Here is a 26775-nt window from a genome sequence, read left to right as displayed (position 1 = left end):
ACCGATCGGCACAAACATCAGGTCGATCGTCAGGCAATTAAACCGCATGCCGCTGGCGGTAATACTTCAGACCTGGGGCGAAGAAGCTCCAGGCGACGACGATGCCGTAAATTGTTAAGTCAAGATCCCAGTCTGTCCAGGCCTTCATACCCGCCATCACAAAGGCGGTGGCGTAAAGCACCAGTGCCTGCACATAGAACTTGCCCGAAAGCACTCCGGCTTTAATCAGAAAGACCGCACCTGCCAGAAGTGCCAGCACCGGTGAAAGGGTCAGCACTGGGAGGTTCATCATCCATTCGATGAAGAACAGCAGCGTACTGCAGATGGTACTTGCCGCCCAGACATGGGCAATCTGCCGCTCGACAAACGTGATTGGCCCGGAACGTCGGCGCAACTCCCAGAAGATAAAGGCCCAGATTCCCACTCCCACCGACCACAAAGCAACATAAGGCAATCGCGAAACCACCCCTTGCCAGTGCATCAAGTTCGTGATCAGGCACAATTGCAACACCACAAAGCTGTGCCACATCCATAACAGGCCCCAGTTCTCCAGCACCTGGGCATGATGTGTCTCCCGAAACGCGCGGGTAATCACCTGTGTGAAATGCGAAGACCTCGCTGCAATCGGTTCATTATGCAGGTAGGCCTCAAGATCATCTGCCATCGCATCGGGAGTGGCATACCGCAGATCGGCCGGCTTCTGCAGGCATTTGAGGGCAATCATCTCCAGATCGGAATCAGCCTTCGGGTTCAGCATTCGCGGCGGTACCGGGTCCTGCTCCAGCACCAGCAGAATCGTATCGACAGGTGAAGAAGCCTGAAATGGCGGCCTCCCCGTGAGGAGCGCATAAAGAACGGCCCCCAGACTGTACACATCCGTCAAAGTGCTGACTTCACCACGCTGGCCGGCAGCCTGCTCGGGAGCCATGTACCCGGGCGTTCCCAAAATGGCACCACTCTGCGTCAATGTGGCCGGCGCTTTGGGATCGTCACTTTCCATTGAGAATCTTTTGGCCAGCCCAAAGTCACTCACATAAGGTGTCCCATCGACTTCAATAAGGATATTCGAAGGCTTCAAATCGCGATGCAGAACACCTCGTCGATGAGCATCACCAATCGCGCGGCAGATAGGGAGCATGATCTCGGCGGCTTCACGATTCGGGATCGGGCCATCGATAATCCGCCTGGCGAGCGTTGTACCTTCTATCAGCTTCATGCTGAAGTAAGGTCGATTTTCGAACGTCCCCACTTCATAGACCGGGACAATATGCGGATGATCGAGCCGGGCTGCCGACTCGGCCTCTGACCGAAAGCGGGCAATATCAATGCTCGAGGCCAACCGCCCTTGCAGAATCATCTTCAGTGCCACAATCCGGTCGAGCGACTTCTGCCTCGCCCGGTAGACGACACCCATACCACCCCGGCCCAATTCGTCGAGGAGCACATAGTCATCGACTTCACGCGGACGGAGAGGAGCATCACCTCGCTCTCCATCGGAAGTATCGTTCCAGAGATGTCGCCATGTCGAGTCAGTCCTGACTCTCTCGACGGTGCGGGAATTCCCTTCGCCGCTTTCAATGCCAGATTCACCAGCAAAGCTCGCATGAGAACTGGCCGCCAGGCCCTCCGTCATCAGAATTGTTCCCCAGAGCATTCTCAATTCGCTTGCCAGACGCGGATACTGGCGGCAAACAACCTCCAGATCAACCGAGCCCCCTTCCTGCAACCGCCGGACAAGTTGATCAGCCAGTTCCGCCAGTTGAGCTTCTTCATCGGATGAAAGCGAAGGAATTGTGGACATGCCAATACTCGCTAGGAAATTTCACAACTACTGCTACTTCAGCTCAATTTGTCATGCGAACCGTTGTTTAGCATTCCGATAACGCATAATGAATCCCATTAACGTCCCACTGATGGCAGGCAAGACAAAAGGCGCCAGCATCCACCAGGCGAGACCTTGGACTCCCATGGCCTGATACGCCATTTGCCAATAAGAATACAAGCTGGAAAGACCACCCACAAAGACGCCAGTGAGCAAGCCTGTTGTGATGGTACGCCACCGAAACAACCAGGAAGCACCAGCACTACTGACGATTCCACCCATAGCGGCAGGTATCAGGCCCAGGAAGATCACACTCACCAGGAGCCTGTACCAGCGGGGCGACGTCGACTGCAAGAAAATCTCTTTGGGATAAATCCCCAGATTCCACATCAGGGCTGTGACAACAATTCCCATAACAAGGGCAGTAACAGCCAGCACCAGCGTTCTCAGCCACCACCAGAAGTTCATTGTCCTGATCCCCGGTAAAATGACTGTTCGTGTTGCCTCTGCTGATGACGGGACGATTCAGACCAATGGCTTACGACCAACGTAGACATAATGCGGTGCTCGAACAAACGGCATATAAGGGACTTTGCCACGCCGCTCGCTGAGGACGACTGTCTCCAGATGGCTTTGCAGGTAGGGCAAGTGATCGCCCGAAAGAAAGACGTTGTCTGTCGCAAACCAGATCTGCCAGAAGTGACGGGTCGACCACGCATGACGCACATTCCCTTCGGGGGGATATTTACGGCTGACGTAAAAGTCGACAATTCCCAGCACACCCCCCGGCTTCAGCATTCGAATGGCCTGATCCACCGCCTTATGCCAATCCGGGATCATCGTCAGCGAGTATGAAAACGTCACCACATCGGCCAGGCCTTCTGGTGGCAAAAATGTTGTCGCATCGTGATGAATCGCTTTGATGTTCTGCCAGCCGCGCTGCTCAATCCTTGCCTGAGCAACTTTGAGCAACGAACTGGAGAGATCGACCAGGTAAACATTCGAAAACTCTTGAAGCCGCTCGCCCCAGTTCTCGGCGTTTTCTCCAGTTCCTGCACCCAGATCGACCCACACACCACCGGGAGGTGCCGGTAACTGGTCGAACAGATCCTTTTTACCGTGCAGCAATCTTTTGCGGAAAGAGTCGTAGCCGGAGGCCTGACCTTTATAAAAATCTTCGAGCCGCTCTTCGTGTGTCTGCCCGCGACCTTGCCGCACAATCATGTGCCAGAGGATTTTCATATCGCTCCAGAAGCTGCCGGAACTCGCGGCAGAGACAGGCGATGTGGAGTGGGAAGAGGCGCTATTCACAGATGAATTGGCAGGAGGAGTGGTCATAGATTTCTCAGGCTTTGTTATCGAGCAGCATGGCTCGATGGCATCTGGCATGTGGTGACTGTTGGCAAGCGGTGACTGTTTGGTTGATGACTGTGTGCAAGTGACGACTGTGTTTAAGTGACAACTGTGTGCCATACTTACGGCTGTGTGCAAGCATGTCTTCAGGATTGTCAAGATTCATTTCAAACTGTGATCAAAGGAGCAGCTTCAGAGGATCAACCACCTGGCCAAAGATCTCATCTCCCTAGTGTCAACTGCAGACATCATCCCTGCAACTGGACGGAAAGATTTCCCACGGGTTGAGAAGACTCCCCTGATGGAACAGTTTTGCTGGAGCGATTCATCTTACGCGGGTGGCTCGTCTTTCTTCTGCTGTTGTCGCTTGATCTCCAGCAGTTTTTCATAGGTCGATTTGGCAGCGCCTGGTGATGGCTTTTCAGTCTGAGTTTTTTCCGAGTTGGGGGGAGTCTTTGCCGGGGGTAATGGCGGTGGAGTCACCGGTGGCTTGCGAATGACCGGTGTCCGCTGCGGTGGAGTTTTCCGCGATGACAGTGCCTCAGAGGCAGGTTTGCCGGTCTCCGTGGCGGTCTGCTGCGAACCGGACTTTTTCTGATCGAGCAACGTCGACATTGTCGAGGTGACTTCCCGGCGGGGCCTGAACCAGCCTGCCACGACAGACCAATCCCACTGAATGCGTCTCAAACCGACATCGAGAGGGACAAGACAGGCCAGTGCCACAAGAAACCAGTCAAAAATCGGGCGTGAACTCTGTCGTGGCTCGCGCTCTTTGGGGAAGAGTTCGTCACTTTGCGGATCGCCCGTCAAGACACGACCGCCAGTCCTTTGGGCAATCTCTTCGAGTAACTGCCGGTTCGATCCAAACCGCAGATATTCCGGCGAGTAAGCCAGCACAAAACCGCCAAATGTCGATTCCTTCCGTTCAGCCGGTTGACCGTCCACTCCGATTTTTGTTCCCGAACCTGCCACCGAAACGTAATAGCGACCCTGCCCCCAGAGCGGAACCAGTGCCTGGTAGCGACGCGGCCCTACCTGCCGGAAAGTGAGGCTCTCTGATCGATCATTCGGGCCACCCACACGTCCGGTGATTTCCAGAAAGCCCTCTTCCGGAGCAAAATCTTCGACAATGACCACACCCTGCGCTCCTTCGACATACGTGCTCAAGCGCAGTTGTGTGTCTTTGCGGATGCGGGCGATATCCGTGGTGAGCTGATTGAGGAAATCCTCATACTTGCCCCAGGCCACCCAGTCTTTTCCCCAGTTCTTGCCAAGTTCAGAAGTGAAAGCCGCCGTCTTCCCTAACCCGTGCTGGCGAATCGCCAGAAGTGGATCCAGTTGAGACTCTTCCTCTTTGGACCCGGGCGGAACCTTGAGCACCACCTGGGCATCGGGCTTGGCGGTCGTGAGCACATACCCTTTCAACTCAGGTAATGAACTGATACCTTTCAGAACTGGCGAACTCGAAGAGACTTCCGGGAAGAAGTCGCGATTCTGAATCATCGACCGGCGGAGTGTCTTCGATTCCTTGATGAAGATCGCAGGGAGCTGATTCGGATTGGTTGGCTTGTAATAACGCCCGCCAGTAATTTGTGCGATCGATGTCATCGTCGGCGTATCGACATCGCCGTGTGGAAAAACAGCGACCGTACTGATGGTGACCTTCGCGTCAATGAATCGCTTCAAAAGATCGGGCGAGGCTGGTGAAGGATCTCCATCGGAGATGATGATCATGTGTTTCGACGAAGCATCGCTCGCTTCGAGTCCATCGATTCCCATCTGCATCGTCTGCTGGAAACTGGGCATATCCCCAATCTCAGCCGAGTTTATCAGCAGTGACAGCTCTTCATACTTTCCTGCCGGTGTAAGCTCAAAAATCCACTTCTCACCATCGTTGTAGTCATAGGCCAGGACGCCCACTTCATCCTGTTCGCCCAGAACCTTAATGGCCTGCTTGGTGATTCGCTTGCCCCAGGTGTTTCCTTCCGGAAATTCACAGGTATGCAGAATAATTGCCAGTGCTCCCTTAGGAAGCACCTTCTTCTGTGTGATATCCATTGTGACAGGAAGAATCTCTTCGACAGCCGTTCGATGATATCCCCCGGGGCCAAAGCTCCCTGGCCCACCGACCATCAGAAAGCCAGTTCCCAAATCGAAAACACTGTCTTTGAGTGCCTGCAATTGAACACTATCGAACTCATTGGCAGGGACATTCACAAACAAAATCGAGTCGTAAGGAATCAGTGAGGAAGGGTCTCGCGGAAAGTCGACTCCGGCCATCACGTCGACCTGTTTTTTGGCCTTGTTGAGAGATTCGACCAGTGGTTCCCAGTCGAGTGGATTCCCCGCAGGATCGTAAACAACGAGGATTTTCCCTTCCCCTTCGACGACAATCCCACCCATGGCCATGTTGTTTTGCGCCAGGCTGTCGGCTTCTGCCTCGGGTTCAATGGTGGCGGTATATTCGTAGTATCCGGGCCGGCGTAAGGCGAGCGGGACTGCCAGGCGTGTCTTCCCTTCGCGATATGAAATCGTTTCTTCCACAATCGGCTGGCCGTTCTCACGCACAACCAGCTTGCCCTGACCAGCCGACAAGGCCGAGACGATCACTGCGGCTTCATAGGTCTCGCCGATCTTGACGTTGGTCGGAAGATCGATTCGCTCGACCCAGACCTCATGTTCATAGTCATATTCAATAGGCACCACATCGACAGAAATCTTGCGGGATTTCAGTTCATCGAGAATCCGGTCGAGGCTCCCTTCAGTCTGAGATCCATCGGAAAACAGGACAATCTTCCCCGCCTGATCATCTGGAAGCATGGCACTTGAAAGGGAAAGTGCCTGCTCGATATTGGTGGCATCACCACGAATATCAGTATTGAGTGCCTCAGCCAGAAACGTGGTACGAGGCGGTAATTCCACAGCCGCATTACGCCCGAAGACAGCCAGCCCGGCTTCATCGCGAGCCGGTTTTTTCGTTACAGTTTCTGCAATATAGCGCAGCACCTGATCCTTGGCGGAGCGGCCGATCGAATCGGAAGTATCCAGCACATACATCAGCGATTGTCGGTCGTTCTCACGAACAGCGCGGGGTTCAGCCAGCAGAAATGCCAGAACTCCGACCATTGCCAGACGAACCCACAGTGCCATCCAGGACCTTAGCCAGGGTAAGCCCGGCATCCCCGCCATGTGGAGCCACCAGACCCACACACTCAAGAGCACCAGCGTGAGTGACCAAGGCCGGGTCAACAGCAACACCCGGCTGGCCTCCAGCCAGAAGGCAATGCCCACGGTCAAGGCCATCGAAATAAGTAATGGCGCAACAGTCCAGGGCGTCACTGGCTTGCGAGCCGGTGGAAAAAGTCGCATCAGCAGGTACTGTGCTTGTTGCCACATCACTTAGAAAAATCTTGACCACTCAAGAAAAAACACTTCTGCCGAATCGTGCCATGAAAAAGGCTTGGTGAATACCCTGAATCTCCGGGTTTCAACGAGAAATTTTCCAGCAGACAATCCGGCGATTTCCTGTATCGGCCACATAAAGCCTTCCCTCCGGATCGTAACACAATCCCCAGGGAGTCCGCAGTGGTTCCGCAGCAAAACCTCGTCCCAGGAGTTCACCATTCGCCGAAAGCCTCGTGACCTGCCCACTCGCATACTCGACAATCCAGAAATCGATCGATTTTCCGGCCTCTCTTGAACCTGATGCAATGTCATAAGGATAAGCCAGTTCGGCCTGGTTGAAATCGTTCTGCAAGAGCTTCCCCGTCTGTGCATCAAAGACCTGCACCCGACTGTTGAAGGCATCGACAATGTAGAGTCGATTCTCCGACCAGACGACACCGCTGGGCCTTTGAAACTCTCCCGGCCCCAGACCAAATCGCCCCATTTCCAGCACCATCTGGCCCTCGGTCGTCAGCTTCTGGCAGCGATCATTCGAGCCATACTCACAAACATAGAGAAAGCCTTCCGGGTCCTGGGTAATCGCAACCGGATAAATGAACTCCGCTGGCCCTTTCCCTTCCTGGCCAAACATGTGGCTGAGGGTTCCATCGGGATGAAAAATCACCACTCGATGATAATGCGTATCTGCGACGGCAATCCGCCCGTCATTCAGCACACAGATCCCTTCGGCTTTCCCGACCGAATACTCGGGCATATGCCACTTCCGCACGAGCTGATGATCGTGGTCATACACCAGCACGCGGCCGGCTGTATCGAGCACCAGCAATTCCCCTGCGGAAGAAACACACAATCCGCGTGGTGCCGGGACAAGCGGCCCATCGGCTGGGAGCATCCAGCGCGTTTCCTCTGCGATGACCACCCGGGGTTCATCGGCTTTCCAGCAACCAGACATGCTGAGCAGCAGCGCCACGAAGAGCAGCAGTGGCAGCCACCGCAATCTCACGCGGCTCCCCACAGGTGGAAAACTTCGCTGCCCGGCAACCCACAGTGTTCTTGATGGTTTTGGACCATCCACGATTGTGCGGGCATCCGGTGGGGTTGCCTGTTCTCGAAGAGCACGCAGTTCCAGTACAGAGAGCGGCCCGACGGTCTCCAGACTCTCCATCACCATCGAGGAATCGTTCGCCGCCAGTACCTCGACCTGTTCAGGACGTACATTTTCATGCGGCAATTCTTCACTCCACCAGAAGGATTGCTCTGTCTTCGAAAACCAATTGGTCGCCCCCAGCATCCAGGCCACTTCCTGTGTCTCGGGTGATCGATAAAGATCGATAGGCCGACCACTGGCCAGCAATTTTCCCTCGTCGAGAATCAAGAGATGGTCGGCACATCCCAGCACGAGTTCCGGCTGGTGAGTGCTGTAGATCACGTTCGTCTGCTGCTCCTTCCAGTAACGAGTCAAACTCTTCCAGAGAGAATGTGTCAGACTCGCCTGCAGATGAACGCAAGGCTCATCGAGGACAAGCACCGGCGCTTTCGAAATGACGGATCGAGCCAGGCTGAGCCGCGATTGTTCGCCTTGCGAGAGCTGGCTGGGCAAGCGATGTGCAGGGTGCAGTTCAAACAGTGAAATCCATTCTTCCACCTGCGCTGACGTTGAGCCAACAGGTGCCGTGGCCTGTAAATGCTCAGCAATCGTCAAGTCGGGCCAGAGGCCGAAATCGGCGGGCATCCACGCGATCGGCAAAGTCAAGGATTTATCGATCACCTGATTGTTCGCAGTCTGATGCCAGTGGAGCTTCCCTGAGCTCGGCTCTTCGAATCCTGTCAGCAGATTCAAAAGTGTCGTCTTCCCCGCTCCGGATGGCCCCATGACGGCTGTCAGACCGCACGGAATTGTGGTGGTGATCCCGTCCAGCCGCTCACGACGGGCACTGGCCTGAACAGTTCGCGATAAGACAGTTCGCGCCGAGAGAGTTCGCGCCGAGACAGTTCGTGACTGTGCCGAAACGTGATCAAGCTGACAAAGACCGGAAGGAGCTGACAAAGAGAATCCTCAATTCACAGGCTGTGTGAGCCGAAGTGATGCCAGTGACGAACGGTGGTAGAAACATTGGCTTCAGCCTAAGAATTTCGAGTCTGCCGGGCAATCACCATTGGCGGCTCGTGGACTATAGGGCCGGGGGTCGAGTCCCCGGGAATCGTCTCGCCTGTGATCGCACGCTGATAGAGATCAGCATGGCCAGCATCGAAAGGAGGGCGAACGGCACAATCGCCAGGAGCAAAGCTTCAGCCGTCAATGCTGCGGAATGCCCGTAATGCATGAAGTTGTAGAGTCTGACTGTCCCAGTGGCCATTCCGGTGGGTGCCAGTAGCGCAGTCAGCAGCACATCCGCACAGGCGAACGTCGCTATCAACACTCCGAGCCATAACCTGGGCTTGAGGGCGGCTTGAAACCTCCAGTTTGCCAGCTTCTGAAAAGTTGAACCTGTGGGGAATCCTTCGGGAATCGTTCGATCGAAACCCATTTCTGGTTGGGCCAATCGACGCCATATCCTCTGGCCGTGCAGCCTGAGAACCTGATCTGCCAGAGAGAGAGCAGCGGCCGGTTGCCTCGATTGCAACATCGATTCCACCAGCCATGCCAGAGGAAAGATCTTGATCACCACACCAGCGAGCAGCCAGAGAGGCAGGCTCATGCGCCAGCCTGTGACATCTGCCAGAGTGACACTCAGACCACGAAGCACCAGCCCGATAGTCAATGCTCCCAACAGGCCCATGGTCAACAGCCCATAACCCAACCACCTGGCAAATTCAAACTGCCGACGACCTGCAGAATGTGTCAGACTTCTGGTCGTGTATTGAGCCAATCCCAGGGCGATCATGGTGGCTGTGGTTGCAAGCAGCAGGCTGGTCACCACTTCATTCAACAAAATCACGTGCTGTCGGCCACCTTGCCACAGGTACTGTCCCATCCCCCACGCGTCTTGCATGATCAGCCAGACGAGGGGCGAGAACATCACACCCAGCAGCACCAGCCACAGACCTCCTCCGACAACACTCCATCTTCCCGGCTTCGATGGTCGATTTTCAGTCGAATTTTGATGTGGCTGAAGATTGCCTGAGACGAAAAAACTGTGCTGAGTTTGACCAGCGAGTGCCAGCAGTAACGCGATCACGGCTGGAAAAATCACCAGTTTTAAGGTCTGGTTCAGCGGTAAACCTCCCGCATGATCGACAAATAGATCATCAGTCCATGTTCTCACCCCCAGGAGTGCACTCAGTTCAAACTCCTGAAAAGTGAACAGCAGCACGAGAGCAAGAGCCCATTTCCAGCGCGACCACGAGCCGCGATACTGAGGCCACTTGGGTAAAGGGCGATGCATTCGGGCCAGGTCCCGCCCCAGCCACTCCGCAGACGATGAGCTTTCTTGCCGAGGCCCGCACAAAATCAGCAGCAGGGCCAGAGGCGTCATCCGCGTCAGCAGTAACCCCTGATAGACGAGTTCGCCTTCAATCATGGAAAGCCCGGTGCGATTCCAGGCGTATGTCAGGAGCAGGGGGGGCACCATCCAGACGATGACAGCGAGGGCTGCGATCCACGGTCTGATGAGCACAGAAATTCTGGTCTCAGATCGCCAGAGCGAGGCCATTGACCACGCCAATGGCCATGCGAGACTCGTGATCAGAATCGCTCGCAATAACGTGAGGATGACCGATTCTGTCATTCTCATCGAACGACATCCTCTTGCCTTAACCAGTTGACGGCCTGTTCGCGGGCTTTGATCAACTCTCCATTTTCGACCATGGTCGCGAGGGGCCAGGCCTGTTGGCGAAGAGTCATCCACGGCTTCACTTCTTCGGGAAGCTGCTCATCAGCAACAGTTCCCAGTGGAATTTGCCGGGCTCCTGATTGAGCCAGCGCCAGTTCGACTTCTGGTGAAAGGAGGTACTCGATAAGTTGGAACGCTTCCGGTCTGGGGTGATTCTCCTTCAGCCGACGATGAGCAACCAAAGCCACAGTATTCGGGATAAGGATGGGTCTATTTCTATAGAGCAGTGGAAACATGGAAACAGCCGCCCCTTCATCAATCGCCGAAAACGCATCATCGGTATCAGTCCAACCCAATACCGCTGCATTGGTAGCCACGAGGTTTTTGACAGCACCATTCCCTGCCACCACTCGCAAATGACGCTGACTCACAGCCTCCCGCAGGGACTTCTGAATCATTTCCAATCCCTCCTCCTGTATCATCAGGCTCACTTGAGTCAACGTTGTCCCGTACAGTGGCCGGGCAATGGCAACACGCGAAAGATCCTCCTGCTTCTCGAAATACTGGGCAAACAACTCGGCCGGTGTTCGGTCAGGCTGTTCTTTCTTTAGCTGTGCTGCGAATTCATCCGTCGCAATCCAGACACGCGCCCTAGCGGCAAAACCTGTCCAGCGGCCCAGAGCATCACGATCTCCTGGCGATCGCGCTTTCCAGCCAGGCCCCTGATGTGCGATCAGCCGGTCTTTCTCAGCGAGCGCAACCATGCCTAAAAGCTCGTTATTCCAGAAGAGGTCGCACTCGGTCGTAGCACCTTCACTGATCAGTTGATCGACGAGACCCAACGATTTCGTGGCCTCCGTGTCGTATCGCACAACCACCGGGATCCCCGTTTTTTCAGTAAACCGGCGGAGAATCGGCTCGGCATAAACAGCATCGTGCGCACAGAACACAACGAGTGAGGACGCAGCCGGTTGCTGGATCCAGCTCCAGAAGATGAAGAGCCCCACAGCACCGACCATCGCCAGAGGCCACCAGAGTCGAGCGGAGTTTTCGCGATGATTCGATCCGCTCAACCTGAGTGCCTCGTGTTCAAGTTCCCAAATGTGCTGCCAACTGGATTCGTCAGTTTATCGCTGCGAACGTTGTGTCTCCACGCTCTGTGATCAGTAATAAGCTGACATCACGGGAATCGTTCGACAATTGTGCTTGCGCTGACCTTCAATCTCCCTGTTGTACCACACTCTGAGACTGCTGCTCTGGAAGTTGCTCCAGCGCCAGCTCATAACACGCCGCCATTTCGGCATTGCGCAGATAAAGTTTGAAACCAATGACCACGGGATGATTCCATGTCTTGCCTTCGATGGCGGGGAACCGGGCCAGCTCGACAGGCTTCGCAGGATCAGCCTTCAATAACACCACTTCGCCTGTTTCGCTGGTGACCAGAAGTTGACCCGCATCGGGCAGCAGCAAAACCTGGCCATTCCCGTAGCGCCCCCGTTTCCACGCGCGCTTGCCGGTTTCTAATGAAACACAGGTAAAAATGTTGCCATCAAAGCCGTAGAGAGAGTTCTGATATTCAACGAAGTCATTGAAATCCGGCTTCAAATCGCGAGAAGTCCAGTCTTCCGTCACTTCCCACAGTTCACCCTTCTGACGTGCTGTCACCTTACGGGTTCCTAACCCTAAGCTGGTCGCAATGAATGCCGAGTTTCCCACCACCAGTGGCTGCAAGGCCCGATAATTGTCGCCAGCCCAGCGATGTTCCCAGATCGTGTGACCATTGGCGACATCCAGAAATTGCAGACCGGAATTCGTACTCATGAGCAACCCGCTCACACCATCAAAGGTCGCCAGTTGAGCGGAACTGTAGCTGTGATCGCCCGAAGGGACTGACCACGCCAGTTCACCATCAGCCGCCCGATAAGCGAGAACACCTTTGTTTTCTGCACCACCGGCATGCACGATCACCAATCCCTGCACCACTAAAGGTGATGAGGCAAAACCCCACATGGGTGGTTTTCTCCCGGCATCCACCTGGAGATCGCGCGTCCAGCGCTTGGCTCCCGTGACCGGGTCCAGTGCCAGTAGTACTCCATTGGCACCCAGGGCAAAGAGACCTTCATCGGCAATCGTCGGAGTTGCCCGAGGGCCGGCTCCCGCCACGGCTTCCCAGAAGCGGCTGGGGTATGTTGTGGCCCAGATTGTCTCACCGGTGGACGCATTCAAGCAGACCACAGCTTCGTCTTCGCCGCGCTGTTCCTGAGTGAAGAGCCGATTTCCTGCGACAGAAAATGATGACCAACCGGGGCCAATCGGTTTCTTCCAGATCGATTTCGGAGGTGCCTCCTCCCAGTTCGACTTCAGGGCGATCCCCGGTTGACGTCCATCACGAGCGGCTCCTCGAAACGCCGGCCAGGCGGCATCAGCCAGCAGGATCTTTTCCGCTGGAGCAGGGCTGGGAGTCTCGGTAGCCTGACTGGTAACTGTTTGCAGATACCGCTCTTCAGCAGTCGGGATCCAGCGCCAGGAGAGTTCGGGTTGAAAGGTTCCGTCCACCCCAGCCGATTGCAACAAATCCCAGTATCCCAAGGTGAGAGCTACTGCTCCCAATGCCACCGGCAACCGCCACCTGGGCTGGGCTGCCAGAAGGCATAAACTCACGGCAAAAGCGCCCGCTCCGTAAGGCACGACATACATGATGGCATTCATGTTGGCCAGACTCGGATGCAGAAGTGTGATGGAAATTCCGATCAAGGCGATTGTGAGCAGGGCACCCAGCAGCCGTTCGCGAATCGTCGAGCGACTGAATGTAACCCACCACAGCAGGATCAACACACCTGCGACGGCAGGACCTAAGAAGCTCGCAAAAATCACCGGTAAAGAGGGCGATTCGACCACGGCAGGAATCATGCGCAGCAGAAACATCAGCACTACCAGGCATGCCGCCGGCCACCAGCGCAAAGTGCGCGGCTGAACTGCTGGAGTCGATGCCCCTTCCGGATGTCTTGCCAGTTCTGGAGGACTGGCTGATGAATCAGTCTGCATATTCGTAATCCTGAAAGTTACATTTTTCGTGATGAAGAATATCGTTGCCACGTCGTTTGCGTCAGCGAATCTGCTCGCGATTAACGTGTGGTTTTGCCTTTTCGAGAACCTGATGAAGTTTTGGACTGTTCCACAGGCCGAACCGATGGAAGGTGTTTTCTGGCAGCCGCTGGTCGGCTTTCTTCCTCCGAGGGGCAGCAGATCCCCAGTTTGATCATGCGATTGACAACCATCTGAGAGAATTCTGCCACACTGGTGCGTCCCAGATTCCGGCGGAAGACCGCTTCGGCCTCAGCAATCACCTCTCGCAACACAGCTTCAATATGTTCTCCGACCTGACATTCATCCCGCTCGACTTCGCGTGGAAAACTGATCAGCGATGTGCCAGATTCCACCACGGCATCAAAGACTTCCCCCAGATGAATCGCACTGGCAGCCCGGGCCAGGCGTGAGCCACCGCTGGCCCCGCGACGAGTTTCAATCAACCCCGCTTTCTGCAACTGGGTCAGCAACCGGCGGACAACCACCGAATGGGTATTGATACTTCGCCCCAACTCATCCGAAGAAACCCACTCTACACCTTGCTCACCCTGCCAGGCCAGATAGCCCAGCACATGAGCCGCAACCGTAAACCGCGTATCCATCAAATCAGCACCGCTTCAGTACATTTGTAATCCTCGCAGATACAATAGAGAGCTTCTTTCGTCTGTGTCAAGACAAGACCAGTCGGGAACACGAGGATGTCTGCGATCTTTCCGGCAGTTGGGAGGTGGGGAGGTGGGGAGAAGAGTGGAGAAGGGTGAAATTGGTGGGTACTTTTGAGGAGGGTGTCCGTGATTGAAGAGGTAGAGCATTGCTGGCTAACTGGCTCTAGCACCTGATTTGGCGACTACGACATGAACATACTTTGGCGAATCATGACCGCAATAGGCTTTTCTCTGTTTGCCATATGCGTGTTCGGGATTTCTTTCTGCAACAGTAAGGACATTTATTCATCTGGAGATCTCAATTCGTATCTTGCAATGAGAGAAGAAGCCTCGCCATTGAAGCTGGCTTTGGATCAGGGAATTCTACGTCAAGGCTCATCAATCGAGGAGTTGCTTGCCGTTGCCACTCCGCGATCACGGCAAGAGTTCGGCCGCTGCGTGATTTACTACAACTTCGACAGCGATCTTGGTAAGGACCGCGCTTCGGTCTGGATGGTGGATGGAAAAATGACAGCAGCCTACTCCAGCAATTGGCAGTTTTTTGACTCGACACCGCCGGAGATAAAGACTTCGATCTCGCGAATTGGTCGCGGGAGAATTCGCGTGGGCTACTTTCCTCACGAGATTCAGGAGCTTCGAGAGATCGAAGAAGCGGAAATGGCCAAGTTGAAGGGGCAGGTGATGAAAGATGCCGTTCCACCCAAGTGACCACTGAGGCAAAGTGACCAGCGAGATGATTTTGAAAGGCAAGTTTCCTTAAACCTGGAGTGAACCAACAACTTCGTGAAGATGTCCAACGACTGCCAGATTGTCGAGCAGCGACAATCTGTGCCGCGCGATTCATAGATCAACAGTGGATAAACTCGCGATGTGGGAGTCAGCCAACTATACAATCGAGGTTTCACAAGTCCCTTCGCCTTGCAGCCAGGTGGTTGGTGTGGAACTCGAAGAAACCGTGTATCGCAAGGTCTGCCGGACGGATCATAGTGAGCCTGGATTTTGTGTCATTCACTTCGGATCCGACATCGAATCGCCAGCACTGAGAGGTTTTCAGATCATCCTCAAGAATCAGTTGGCCAGAATTCATCGGGAGCGTGTGGGAAAAGACTTTGTGTGTTGGTCGGCTGGTCGCTTCGATCAGCAGGAATCGACGAAATTGCATCGCGACGGCGGGCCAGATGAGAGCCTGTTGGTGCTTGGCTATGAACCAAGTGAAGTCCGTTCGCAGTTGGCCATGGCAGACTTCTCCAAATGTGCTGTCGACTTGGGGATAACTCCCGCTGAAGTGCTGGAGCGATTTAACCCGATGTTCATGCCGGGTGAGGAAAAACTCTCACCATATACAACATCCCTCATCTCGTTCGATCCCGCCAGACCGCAGATCGTAGTGATCAATAACAGCTTAGCGACTCTCGGGAGCGGAAGCTTGCAAGGGGTGCTGCACACCGCCACCATCCCATCGCCGCTGCCACATCACCGGAGAGTGATTAACTCCATGATGCTTGCAGCAGTACCACTGGGAACTGCACCACAAGTCTCCGATGAGGCGTTGCAGGACTTTTTGACGACAGAGGATGTCAAACGGCGTTACTGATGACCCTATGACCTGCGTATACAGGATTCTGAATGCTGGTGGGCTGACTCGGAAGGTCAAGAATCTGTAGCAGGTTTCCCACATCGAGGATTCAACGCTGGAAGCCCAGGCCCTTTCGCAGAGCCTGCAGGGCGTGCCACACGAGAGAAACTTGCGTTTCGACCTCGTTCTGGGGTGTGGTGAGCTGATGCACGTTGATTGACATCTCATGGCTTCGACGGAAGCACGTGCAAGATCGCCAGGCTCGATCCTGGAGCATGTGTGAAAGTGATGTCGGAGCACTGCTGGCGAGCCAGCAGTGGCACACCATCAAGACTACAGTGGCACACGATGAAGAAGGGTAAGAACGGAAGTATTACACCTGCGGTGCAAAGCCGGGGGCGTAGTGCGGGCGGGTCCAGAGGCCATTGATCTCGGGTGTCGAGTTCCAGAGAGCGTTGGCACGACTCAAGGAACTGGTTGACGAGTTGACGAAAGGATCGGATTGGTCGGCTGGTTGTGCTGAAGGAGAAGTAACCTCTCTTGCATGCAGGGTTTGGCCTGTCCGCCAGGAGATGTTTCCCAGGTGGCAGAGCATGGTGCTTTTCTGGCCTTCTTCAATCTCGGCCTGGAGAGGTTGGTTGCCGCGAATGGCTTCGATGAAGTTCTCGAAGTGAATCAGATCGCCACCAGTCCCCGTATTTTTCGCGATCTCGGCACCATCCATATCAAACGCGCGATAGCCTGAGCCTTCGATCGAGAGGGAACCTTGCTCGCCGTAGAATTCGACAAAGGGGAGCTTATCGGGCCTGCGTGCGTGAGAACTGCTTCCTTCCCAGAGAATACCATGTGTCCCGTAATCAAAGAGGCAGCCGCCGGTATCGGGGGATTCCTGCGTTTTTCCCAGATGGTAATGCCCACCCAGATAACTGACTGCGAGCAGATGATCTCGCTCCCCCTGGCGGCCACCTAAGCCCCAGCGAGCCAGATCGAGAGCATGAATGCCATTATTGCCCAGTTCGCCGTTGCCGTAATCCCAGAACCAGTGCCACTGGTAATGTACGAGGTTCTCGACGTAATCCCGGCGAGGGACAGGCCCTTGCCAGAGCTCGAAATTCAATCCAGCCGGAATGGCGGCTGGAGATTGCGGGCCCACCGGTTTTCGCAGGTTGTTGTACCAGCAGCGGGCATAAGTAAGTCGGCCAATAACTCCTTCATGCAGCTTGCTGATCGCTTCCTGAATGGCAGGCCAACTGCGCCTCTGATTCCCCATTTGAACGTGGCGTTTGTGTTTGCGGGCCGCTTCGACCATCCAGATCGCTTCCTGAGGATCGTGACTCCCTGGCTTTTCGACATAAACATGCTTGCCGGCGGCACAGGCGAGAATGGTGGCCGGGGCTTGCCAGAAGTTGGGAGCCGCAATGACGAGTGCATCGACCGTCCGATCGTCGAGAATGCGACGAAAATCGCCGGTGGTCTGAGGAAGCACGATTTTAGCGGAAGCCTGGTCCTGTTTGGCTGCGATGGCTTTGAGACCACTGTTGAGCCGTTTTTCATCGACATCGCAAATCCATGCCAGTTCGACGCCGGGAGTTGCCAGAGCCGATTGCACATGGGCCATCCCTCGTCCCAGACCCATGACACCGACACGAACTCGATCGGCAGTTTTTGAGGTGGTTCCGTTGGCAGTTGCGGATTGAGCCAGGGGTTTCTCCAGGGCCCAGGTGGGATTCGTGATGCTGCTGGCAGCGATTAGGCCCAGCGAGGTTGTGGCGAGAAAATCCCGGCGATCCAGAGGCGAGGATGGAGTAGTCATCGAAGGTTCTCGTGGCAGATGATTTACTGGATCAATGGGGAAGGTTGGCGAGTTTGCTGATGTCGGCGGAATTAAAGTTATTGTCAAAGTGGCGGAGAAATCGCGCAGATTCAAGCTGATTTTTGCGTTTCCTGCTGGTATCGAAAAACTCGGGGGCAATCCTGGCGTGGTAATTCACACGAAATCTTCATCAGAAGATGGTCTTCTTTGGTGGCAGCTTGTCGGCATTCCGCGCTAAGATATGGCGTCGGATAAAGGAATGATTTTTTCTTGACCAGCAGATAGGAACCACGGGTGGCTGATCTACACGCACTTGTTGCCAGGCTGGAGCAGAATATCGGTCTGGCACTTCTGGGTAAGCCCGAGCCTGTCCGTCAATCGCTGGTGGCATTGCTTGCTGAAGGGCATCTTCTTGTCGAAGATGCGCCCGGCGTAGGCAAGACTTCGCTGGCGAAAGCGATCTCGAAAAGCCTGGATTGCAACTTTACCCGCCTGCAGTTCACGCCGGATATGCTTCCCAGTGATATTCTCGGCTCGAGTGTCTATCTGCCGAACCTGGGAAATTTTGAGTTTCGGAAAGGGCCGATCTTTACCAATGTTCTGCTGGCTGACGAAATCAATCGCACGACGCCGCGCACGCAAAGTGCTTTGCTGGAAGCAATGAGCGAAGGGCAGGTTTCGATCGAAGGGACGACTTACGCACTCGAAGCACCTTTTTTTGTACTGGCGACACAAAATCCGTTTGAGTTCGAAGGGACGTATCCACTACCAGAGAACCAACTGGACCGCTTTATGATCTGCATTGAGATCGGCTATCCCGCTCGTGACGTCGAGAAAGAGGTGCTGGTCAATCATCGGAGTGGTCAACCGGTCGATCGTATTGGCCCTGTCATCAGCAGTGACGAATTACGGCAACTGCAACTGGCCACACGCGAAGTCAAAGTGGATGACTCGATCAACGACTACATTCTCGATCTGGTGACGGCCACGCGGACTCATGAAGAACTGCAATTAGGTGTCAGTACGCGCGGGGCGATTACGCTGTACAGGGCAGTGCAGAGCCAGGCCTTTTTGAGTGGGCGTGATTACGCCATCCCCGATGATGTGAAGGCCCTCGCAGGGCCAGTGCTGGCTCATCGTATTGTGCTCAAGGGCGTGATGCGGGAAGGCCAGAGAGAGCGGTCCAAAACGGTAATCCGCCAGATTCTTAACAAGACCGCCACACCGTCGTAAGCGATGATTAGCTGCAATTCCTCTTCTTTGCGGATCAGCGGCAGGAAGATTTTGCTTTTCTGCGAGTGACTCGATAGCTCTTGGAACGTGGCCAACTACGCCAGTGAACGATACAGGCCAGCGAACGAGACAGACCAGTGCCATCAGGCCCTGCCATCCCGGGCGCTTTGTCGTTGAGCAGCTTCCTTGCAGAAAGGGTCATCATGAGAAGTGGCGTTCAAATCCTGCTGTTGTTTTGTCTGATGCTCAACGTGGGGTTACCTGCGGCATTTGGCCAGTCGAAGCCGACTCGCGAAGAAAAAGTGCGGGCTGATAAAGCCAAGGTTGAGTCGGAAGGTTTCTGGATTTACAACGATCTTGCGCGGGGCTTGGAAGAGGCGAGAAAGACGGGCAAACCACCGGTGGTTGTGCTCCGCTGCATTCCCTGTGAAGAATGTGTCAAACTCGACGACGACCTCATGGAAAAAGATCCTGTCGTCCGGCCACTGCTCGATCAATTCGTCTGCGTGCGGATTGTGGGAACAAACGGGCTGGATCTTTCGCTGTTTCAGTTCGATACAGATCAATCGTTCGCTGTATTTTTCCTGAATGCAGATCAAACCATCTACGGCCGATTTGGCACTCGTTCGCATCGCACGGAATGGGTGGGAGATGTTTCGCTCAAGGGGCTCGCCAAAGCACTGCAGAAAACATTAAGCCTGCATGCTGACTTTAAGAACGTGAAGCCATCGCTGGCGGCCAAGCGAGGGGCTACTCCCGAGTTTGCCACACCGGAGCAGTTTCCTGCTCTGAAAACTCAATATGGCTCCAAGCTGGATTACTCAGGAAATGTGGTCAAAAGCTGTATTCATTGCCACCAGATTGGCGATGCCAGGCGGACTCTGCAGCGATCGCGATCGGAACCATTCCCTGAGGAACTGATCTTTCCTTATCCCCATCCGGCATCGATTGGATTGATTCTTGATCCTCATGAATGTGCCACCATTAAAGATGTGGTCGCAGGTTCGTGGGGAGAGGAGGCGGGCCTGAAGGCAGGTGATCAGTTGCAAACGATGAATGGCCAGCCACTGCTTTCGATGGCTGATGTGCAATGGGTGCTGCATCAGGCAGACGCTGCCGGGGCGGCGATCTCATTGGAAGTGCTCCGCAATGGATCAGTGAAGAAGGTTTTGTTGAAATTGCCAGCCGGCTGGCGAAAAACGGGCGATCTCACGTGGCGAAGTTCCACATGGGGATTGCGGCGGATGACGACCGGCGGGATGGTGCTTGAGGAACTGACGAGTGCCGAGAGACAAGACCTGTCGATTGAAGAGGGTAAAATGGCCTTACGGGCCAAGCATATTGGCCAGTATGGCCCCCATGCTGCCGCGAAGTCGGCAGGTTTCGAAAAAGGAGATGTGATTGTCGCTTACGACAACCAGACTCATCTTCTTCGAGAGGCGGATCTCATTGCGTATGGACTCAAAGAGACCAGGCCAAGGCAAGTGATTCCGGTGCAGGTCATCCGCAGTGGAAAAACGCTCACGTTGCGTCTTCCCATGCAGGAATAAAGGAAACTGCCAGTCGAAGTGAGGAGATCATCTCAACTGGCAGCACAATGCTGATAAGTGTGGCGATTAATCGCTGGTCACTCGCAGATAGACCTTGATGGCCTCTTTGTCTTCGACGAGACGGCGAATCAGTTCGGCATAGTTTTCCAGCCCATCGACCCGGGTGGTGAGCAGCTTTTCGGTGACGCCCGGGAAGGCCAGTTCCCCATGAGCCAAAGCCTGAATACCCAGCTCGAAATGGCGACGGTTGCCATTAACAGAGCCCACAAGGAGTTTGTTTCCCAGGACCCATTCGAGGTTGATCTTGTCGGAAGGGACAGTCGCTGTCCCTTGCCCGCCAGTAATGCTCGTCCACACGAGGGCACCGTTGTGTGACAAGACTTCCATGGCCTGAAAGGCGAGTTGGCTCGAGCCTGTGGCTTCGACAATCAACTGAGGCTTACTCGTTTGCTTGACCAGTTGATCGAGTGGCGTTTCGGCAGTGCTGACGTAGGTGGCACCGTAGGCTTCGGCAATCTCGGCCTTTTTGTTGCCAGCTTTTCTGGAGCGGGCCACGGTATAAACTTCGAGACCTTTGAGGCGAAGCATCATGGTGGAAAGCAGGCCGATCTGACCGGAACCCATCACGTAAGCGACTTCGGGCTTCCAGACCTGCAGGCGCTGCTGTGCCAAATAAGCCTGTTCGATTGCCTTGGCACAGACACTGGCTGGTTCACTGAGAACACCCAGGTGCTTGAGTTGTTTGGGAACCTTGACCATGAATTCGCAGTCATCGACCCAGCGCTCGGTAAGAAAGCCATGCCTCAGGTTGATGCCGCGTTCGTAATAGGTTTCTTCGCTGGTGATATCGTTGCGGCCGATCTGGTCGTAGATCGAACCGCCAGGCCGACGAACTGTACAGGAGACATAATCGCCCGGCTGCAGATCTTTCACATTCGGACCGACGGCCTCGACAATGCCAAAGCTTTCATGGCCCAGCACCAGATAGTCGAACCCAGTGGGGGCATTGCCATAGAGGGCTTCGTTGATTTCACGATCGGTCGCATCGACACCGATTTCCAGCGACCTGACCAGAACTCCCCGGCCACCGGGAATCGAATCGAGTTGCGGGGGTTCGATCTCCCGCAGATGAATGCTGTGAGGTTTGCCAGGGTAAACAGCGACCGCTTTCATGAGCGAAGAACTTTCTAGCCGAAGTGGGTGGGTTGAACCACATTTTGTTGATGTCAGATTTATCCTGATGGAACTGGCCGCACAATTCAGCAGATTACCTGTTGAAGCATGATTCCAACAATCGAACTCCAGGTTTCGCTCGATGTTTCCATGGAGCCGGTTTGGTGAAGCGACACTTTCCGTGCAGGATGAATCTCTGTGTTTGCGGGTCGCGTCATCATAAAATGACGGGGACCTCACCGGAAATGGAGGGGGGATGGCAAGTCTTGTGGAGTGATTTGAAACCCTTTGCCGCTTGACACTTCGGTCGATCAAGAGAACAATCGCCGCGCAATCATCCTTGATCTGCTGAAATGCGTTGACCATGAATGAGTCGATGTATCTTCACAGCAAACAAGTCCTATTGTCTGAGGCTGAGAAGATCAGTCGGTTTGAATCATCTGGTGGAACTCAGGAAGAGAAGGCGTTTTGACATGAGTGGTCCAATTATCCGCAGCGGTGCGAGCCCGAAGTTTTCCGAGAACTATGACCGTATTTTTGGTGGTACCAAGAAGCCAGCCACCAAAAAAGCTGCTGCCAAGCCAGTAGCCGAAGCAAAGCCTGCTGCCGCCAAGGCTGTCAAAAAGGCTGCTGTCAAAGCTGTCACAAAGAAGGCTGCCCCCAAGAAAGCTGTGAAGAAAGCGACCAAGAAAGCCACGAAGTAATTCAAATCGCAACTTGAAATCGCGCGTCGTGGCTCACAAAAACATGCTTTCCTAAAGCGGCTGCCTTTGACACACGACTCTGCAGGATTTTCTGATTTGAGGTGTGGCTGATGACTGGGTGGCGTAAGACTTGGTGGCCGGAAACTGAATGACTCAAAACCGGGTGGCTGGGGTCAAACGTCTTCGTTTGCCCCCAGTTCACAGGACTCTCAATGGTGATGGCGAATTGAGTCGAATGCCATGAAATGGATGTCTCGGATGATTTTTTACTGCCAGCGCTCTTTCACTGGGGTCGGATGATGACAACCAACCCCAACCTGCCAATGACGTTGTAAGATAAAGGGACGCACATGGCGCGGCTTCTTGTCGTTGTGTCGAACACAACGACCCAGCCACAAGTTGGCCGGGCCACCCAACATCATTTTGTCGGGGTGGACTAGAACGCAAAGTTGTGTGTAATTGATAGCCCAAAGCGGCAAATATGGCACATGGAGCCACGACTCCATAGATTGCGTGCAGCAGATCAGTAAGCCTCGTTTCAAGTGATTGCCGGAGGTTTCCCTTGGTTTTTGAACCGGCAAATCGCACAGCGAGCCCTCATGCTGAAACCGCAATCATGATGACTTCATCGTGGAAAACCTGGGTGGTGGGCTGCCTGGGTTTAGTCCTTGCAAGTCTGATACTGGCCCCGATCCCTGCGGTGAATGAAACGCACTACCTGGGCAAAGCTCGACACTTTGCGAATCCCGCCTGGTGCGAGAACGATTTCTTCCTGAATTCTCCCAGCGTGCATGTCGTGTTTTTTGCGAGCACCGGCTGGCTGCCCCCATTTTTCGGCATGACAGCCACTGCTTTACTGGTGCGAGCTGCAGGCCTTTTGGTGCTGGCTTATGGAACTTATCGCCTGAGTCAGGTGCTGGGATTGTCTGGTGGCGGTTATCTTTCCGGACTGTGGTTATGGCCGGTCCTGGTGGCGACGATCAATGTTTCTGGCGAGTGGATTGTTGGTGGAGCCGAATCCAAAGTTTTTGCCTATGGTTTTTTGTTCTGGGCCATGGCCTGCCTGAGTGATGATGAATCGTTTCTGACGAAATCATGGGCCAGTTTGTCGTTGCTGGCGTGGTCTGTGGCGTGGCATCCGATCGTCGGATTATGGGGGGCGCTGATCATTCTCGGCAGCCTGGTGCTGCAATCGATCTTGAATAAAGATCGACCGATTCGAAGTGCAGGTTCAGAGACGAATGTCGGAACACGATCAACTGGTCTGCTGACAAACCTGTGCCTGTTGGCCGGCTGGCTGGCGGCTTTATGGTCGATCGCAGCGGCTCTGCAGGTGAGCCTGATGAGTGGAGCCGATGAAACCGTTCGGTTTCAGGCCAACTATCTGCAGGTGTACTATCGCCTGGCCCATCATCTCGACCCGATGGCTATCCCCACAACCGCATGGCTGCGCGGGATCTCGGCAGCGGGATTAACCTTTGCTGCCTGGGTGGTACTAACTCACAGTGTGTTCTTGAAGAGTGCTTCATTCACCCGGCGCAGGGCGTGGCAACTGCTGGGGTGGTCGGCTCTCCTGGCAATTTTACTTTCCATCGCTGGATTTCTCATCGGCTTTGGCCCGCGTCCGGCTGAGAAAATGGCGGGTTATGCCTGGCGCATGCTGCTCTTGAAATTCTACTTCTTCCGAATGGCCGATGTGCTCGTCCCCTTGCTGCTTTCGTTCTCACTCGGCGAGTTGTCGATCATGGCCGCATGTCGAATGAAGCGACGAAAAAGTGTGACTCCGTGGCTGTTGAACAGTTTCGCAATTGTGATACCGGCCATGATGCTGGCTCTGCTCGTGAGTTTTGCAGTCAGCAGGCATGGCTCATGGCAGGCGATCACAGTGGCCATCAAGCAGCATCAGGATTGGAAAGCCACCTGTGAGTGGATTTTCAAGAACACGCCTCGAAAGACTTTGTGCTTCGCACCGACGGGGCACACTTCACTCAAATGGTTTGCCGAGAGACCGGAATATGTATCGTTTAAGGATTGCCCACAGGATGCGGCTGGAATTGTCGAATGGAACAACCGCTTGCTGATCATTACCAACTGGCTGCAGAAACAATGGGCCAATGGTTCGGATGCGAAACCCGCTTTGATCACCAAAGCGGGATTGAAAGATCTCCACGAACAGACGGGTTTGCAACTGTTCATTACCGATCGACTCGGGCCGTTTGAAACAGAGCCTGTCTACCAGAACGACACTTATCGCATTTATGAACTTCCCTGAGCGTGACCCGCTGAGGATTTGCTGTAAGTTTTTTTGTTACCGGCAGTAATTCCTCGCATCCAACAAAGTTGAATTCTCTGAGCAGGACTCGTCGGCACACCTCGGACAATGCCTGAAATTCGAAGCGATTGCTCTTCAGCAGCATGAGGATTCAACGGAATCAATGGGGATTTTCGCGATGCCACCACTTCCTCCATTCGAAGTGATTCGAGACCAGATTGTCTATCTAATTCTGCCAGCACTTCTGGGGGGTGGCCTGATCCCTCTGGTGGGCATTAAATGGCCAGCACTTGCCAAAGCCGCTCTCCCTGTCGGCATCCTGGCTGGTTTCGCGTTCCCGAACCTCTTTGAACAACGGCTGGACTGGTGGTTGGATCAATCGGGTCAATGGTTGTTGTTCGAGCACAGTTGGTACAGCCTGTTCCCGGCCACCGCGATGTGCCTCATCGTGGGGGCTTTGACCACTTTCATTGCAGAAAGATTTTCCGGCAGAGCATTCATGGGCTGGGTCGCGCTGGGCTTGAATGTTGCCGCACTCCTGTTCGCCGGCTGGTGGCTTGCGCCGGGCGATTTGACGTGGAATGAAATGCTGATTCCACGGCAAGTGGCTGCGGGCATTCTGGGCATCACCATGATTTCCATCGCCTTATTGCTGACAACGGTCTGGCAAGCGGCACTGGCTGGAAAAGCATGGATGTTACTCGCCTTCTTGTGGGGTCTGGCCAGTGTCACAGTGATGATTCACGCCCATTCGTTGATCTTTACAGAACTCGCGATAGCCATGAGCTGTGCCTTGTTTGCTGCGGGAATTGTTCCGGCATTCCAAATGAAAAAATCGAGTGAGAATTGCGATCTGGCTGGAGCAACTCACGAATCGTTCCGTGAGAAATTTTCTGTCTTGGGTTCTTCGATCGGTTGCTGGACAGGGCCAGCGGTGTTTTATCCTGCGTTAACACTCGGGGCTGCAACGAATACCTACAGCGAACTCCCTCTGCTGACATTCTTTGCTTCGGGAATCATGCCTTTGAGTTTGGCGATCTTTCTCATTCCGGCCCTTTGGCCAAAATGCCCACACCGCAGGTTGATCTATGTGACTGTCGTACTGGCACTGCCGGGGATACTGGCCATCATCCTCGCTGTCTCGAATGAGTCGATTGGTGTGGGATGACTATGCCCAGCGGGTTGGTATGATGGGAAGACTATGACCGAGTCAGACCCACCATTGCCCGATGAAGCTCCTGAGTCTTCTCCCGTTGAGCCTCATGCACCAATGTCCGTCCCAGAGCAGGATCCGGGGAAACGTCCCGCCCGAAGAGTGCGATATGCAGGGACACATCCCCGAAAGTTCCACGAGAAGTACAAGGAACTGGCGAGGGATCGCTATGCGGCAGATGTTGAGAAAATCCTCAAGAGTGGCAAGACTCCTGCGGGAACCCATCGGCCGATTATGGTCAATGAGATTCTGCAGGTTCTCGCTCCTCAAGCGGGTGAGCGGGGTATTGACTGCACCTTGGGATATGGTGGCCACGCACAGAAGCTTTTAAGGGCAATCCAGCCGGATGGTTGCCTGCTGGGAATTGATGCAGACCCCATTGAACTCCCGAAGACCGAAGCCAGATTACGGAGTGCAGGTTTTCCTGCCGAAACGCTGATTGTGCAGCGCACCAACTTTGCTGCTTTGCCGGGGTTGATCCCTGCTCTGTTACCTGGCGGTGCCGATTTTTTACTGGCTGATCTTGGTCTCTCTTCCATGCAGATTGACGATCCGGCACGGGGATTTACCTTCAAAGTCGATGCCCCACTGGATATGCGGATGAATCCAGCGCGTGGATCCAGTGCTGCTGAGTTTCTCGCGAAGATCGATCAAAGAGGGTTGGCACAACTGCTTGTTGATGCTGCTGATGAACTTTGGGCTGAGCCGTTAGCCAGTGGTCTGATCGCTGCGCAAGAGTCATCGGTCATCGTCACGACGGGACAACTGGCCGAAGCTGTCCGCAAAGTGCTGGCGAAAATTGGTTCCTTTGATGAGGAAGACGTGACTTCAACCATTCGTCGGGTGTTTCAGGCCCTACGAATTGCTGTGAACGATGAGTTTTCGACGCTGGATATTCTGCTGAAATCGATCCCGCAATGTGTGAAGCCTAGTGGCCGGATTGCCATTCTGACATTTCACTCGGGTGAAGACCGCCGGGTGAAGAAAGCGTTTCAGGCTGGCTTGGCAAGCGGAGTTTATCGGGAGATTTCGAGCGAAGTGATTCGAGCGACTCCTCAGGAGCGGCACGATAATCCCCGCTCGATCCCTGCAAAACTTCGCTGGTCCATCCGCTCGAGTTCCTGAAGTGTCGATCG

Annotated in this window: 20 protein-coding genes; 9 read left to right on the top strand and 11 right to left on the bottom strand. The window is 54.4% G+C overall.

Annotation, left to right across the window (positions count from 1 at the left end; all coding sequences use genetic code 11):
- Positions 1-37: 37 nt before the first annotated feature.
- The 9 genes from A6X21_RS18325 to A6X21_RS18285 all read right to left on the bottom strand — a co-directional run bounded on the left by A6X21_RS18325 (position 38) and on the right by A6X21_RS18285 (position 14042).
- Positions 38-1801 (bottom strand): serine/threonine-protein kinase, encoded by a 1764-nt coding sequence (locus A6X21_RS18325; protein ID WP_068850817.1) that lies wholly within the window; start codon positions 1799-1801, stop codon positions 38-40.
- A 51-nt stretch (positions 1802-1852) separates the two neighbouring features.
- The gene (locus tag A6X21_RS18320) at positions 1853-2290 is read right to left on the bottom strand and encodes a hypothetical protein (protein ID WP_131818429.1); all 438 of its coding nucleotides are present in this window, start codon (positions 2288-2290) and stop codon (positions 1853-1855) included.
- 57 nt (positions 2291-2347) lie between these two features.
- Positions 2348-3064, bottom strand: a complete 717-nt coding sequence (locus tag A6X21_RS18315) for a class I SAM-dependent methyltransferase (protein ID WP_068850959.1) — start codon at positions 3062-3064, stop codon at positions 2348-2350.
- A gap of 441 nt (positions 3065-3505) precedes the next feature.
- Positions 3506-6571, bottom strand: coding sequence for a VWA domain-containing protein (locus tag A6X21_RS18310; RefSeq protein WP_068850811.1), 3066 nt, complete (start codon positions 6569-6571; stop codon positions 3506-3508).
- Between the two features lie 91 nt (positions 6572-6662).
- Positions 6663-8627 carry an ATP-binding cassette domain-containing protein gene (locus tag A6X21_RS18305; protein ID WP_068850808.1) on the bottom strand — a complete coding sequence of 655 codons (1965 nt, stop codon included), beginning with the start codon at positions 8625-8627 and terminating at the stop codon, positions 6663-6665.
- A 124-nt stretch (positions 8628-8751) separates the two neighbouring features.
- Complete coding sequence (locus A6X21_RS18300) at positions 8752-10314, bottom strand: hypothetical protein (RefSeq protein WP_131818428.1); 1563 nt, start codon at positions 10312-10314, stop codon at positions 8752-8754.
- Positions 10311-11426 carry a type 2 periplasmic-binding domain-containing protein gene (locus A6X21_RS18295; RefSeq protein ID WP_083233709.1) on the bottom strand — a complete coding sequence of 372 codons (1116 nt, stop codon included), beginning with the start codon at positions 11424-11426 and terminating at the stop codon, positions 10311-10313. Before A6X21_RS18295 ends, A6X21_RS18300 begins: the two co-directional genes overlap by 4 nt.
- A 145-nt stretch (positions 11427-11571) precedes the next feature.
- Positions 11572-13398 (bottom strand): PQQ-binding-like beta-propeller repeat protein, encoded by a 1827-nt coding sequence (locus A6X21_RS18290; protein ID WP_068850801.1) that lies wholly within the window; start codon positions 13396-13398, stop codon positions 11572-11574.
- Between the two features lie 80 nt (positions 13399-13478).
- Entirely contained in the window at positions 13479-14042 is a 564-nt protein-coding gene (locus A6X21_RS18285) for an Rrf2 family transcriptional regulator (protein WP_068850797.1), read from the bottom strand.
- A 399-nt stretch (positions 14043-14441) separates the two neighbouring features.
- Between A6X21_RS18285 and A6X21_RS18280 the strand changes: the two genes are divergently transcribed.
- Together A6X21_RS18280 and A6X21_RS18275 are read left to right on the top strand one after the other, a co-directional pair.
- A complete protein-coding gene (locus tag A6X21_RS18280; RefSeq protein ID WP_131818427.1) occupies positions 14442-14813 on the top strand; it encodes a hypothetical protein in 372 nt (123 codons plus the stop codon).
- Between the two features lie 160 nt (positions 14814-14973).
- On the top strand, positions 14974-15699 hold the full coding sequence (locus A6X21_RS18275; protein ID WP_068850790.1) for a hypothetical protein: 726 nt from the start codon (positions 14974-14976) through the stop codon (positions 15697-15699).
- Between the two features lie 355 nt (positions 15700-16054).
- On the opposite strand, the gene A6X21_RS18270 is transcribed toward A6X21_RS18275, so the two are convergent.
- Entirely contained in the window at positions 16055-17494 is a 1440-nt protein-coding gene (locus A6X21_RS18270; protein ID WP_068850787.1) for a Gfo/Idh/MocA family protein, read from the bottom strand.
- A gap of 34 nt (positions 17495-17528) precedes the next feature.
- On the opposite strand from A6X21_RS18270, the gene A6X21_RS18265 reads away from it, so the two are divergent.
- The 3 genes from A6X21_RS18265 to A6X21_RS18255 all read left to right on the top strand — a co-directional run bounded on the left by A6X21_RS18265 (position 17529) and on the right by A6X21_RS18255 (position 20277).
- Positions 17529-17732, top strand: coding sequence for a hypothetical protein (locus A6X21_RS18265; RefSeq protein ID WP_068850784.1), 204 nt, complete (start codon positions 17529-17531; stop codon positions 17730-17732).
- Positions 17733-17788: 56 nt separating this feature from the next.
- Positions 17789-18727, top strand: coding sequence for an AAA family ATPase (locus A6X21_RS18260; protein WP_068850781.1), 939 nt, complete (start codon positions 17789-17791; stop codon positions 18725-18727).
- A gap of 203 nt (positions 18728-18930) precedes the next feature.
- Positions 18931-20277, top strand: coding sequence for a Trx7/PDZ domain-containing (seleno)protein (locus A6X21_RS18255; RefSeq protein WP_068850777.1), 1347 nt, complete (start codon positions 18931-18933; stop codon positions 20275-20277).
- A 66-nt stretch (positions 20278-20343) separates the two neighbouring features.
- Here A6X21_RS18255 and A6X21_RS18250 read toward each other — a convergent pair whose 3' ends face one another.
- Positions 20344-21450: a glucose 1-dehydrogenase gene (locus tag A6X21_RS18250; RefSeq protein ID WP_068850953.1), complete on the bottom strand. Its 1107-nt coding sequence runs from the start codon at positions 21448-21450 to the stop codon at positions 20344-20346.
- 473 nt (positions 21451-21923) lie between these two features.
- Between A6X21_RS18250 and A6X21_RS18245 the strand changes: the two genes are divergently transcribed.
- The 4 genes from A6X21_RS18245 (at position 21924) to rsmH (ending at position 26764) form a co-directional block, all read left to right on the top strand.
- A complete protein-coding gene (locus A6X21_RS18245; protein ID WP_068850774.1) occupies positions 21924-22154 on the top strand; it encodes an RNA polymerase subunit sigma in 231 nt (76 codons plus the stop codon).
- Positions 22155-22770: 616 nt separating this feature from the next.
- Positions 22771-24426 carry a DUF6798 domain-containing protein gene (locus A6X21_RS18240; RefSeq protein WP_068850771.1) on the top strand — a complete coding sequence of 552 codons (1656 nt, stop codon included), beginning with the start codon at positions 22771-22773 and terminating at the stop codon, positions 24424-24426.
- Between the two features lie 178 nt (positions 24427-24604).
- Positions 24605-25594, top strand: a complete 990-nt coding sequence (locus tag A6X21_RS18235; protein ID WP_131818426.1) for a hypothetical protein — start codon at positions 24605-24607, stop codon at positions 25592-25594.
- A gap of 33 nt (positions 25595-25627) precedes the next feature.
- Positions 25628-26764: a 16S rRNA (cytosine(1402)-N(4))-methyltransferase RsmH gene (gene rsmH, locus A6X21_RS18230; RefSeq protein WP_205847497.1), complete on the top strand. Its 1137-nt coding sequence runs from the start codon at positions 25628-25630 to the stop codon at positions 26762-26764.
- Positions 26765-26775 lie beyond the last annotated feature (11 nt).

This window comes from Planctopirus hydrillae, assembly GCF_001707835.1.
Classification (GTDB): Bacteria; Planctomycetota; Planctomycetia; order Planctomycetales; family Planctomycetaceae; genus Planctopirus; species Planctopirus hydrillae.
The sequence above is the reverse complement of the archived record's forward strand: the minus strand, read 5'-3'. Positions and strand labels throughout refer to the sequence as shown.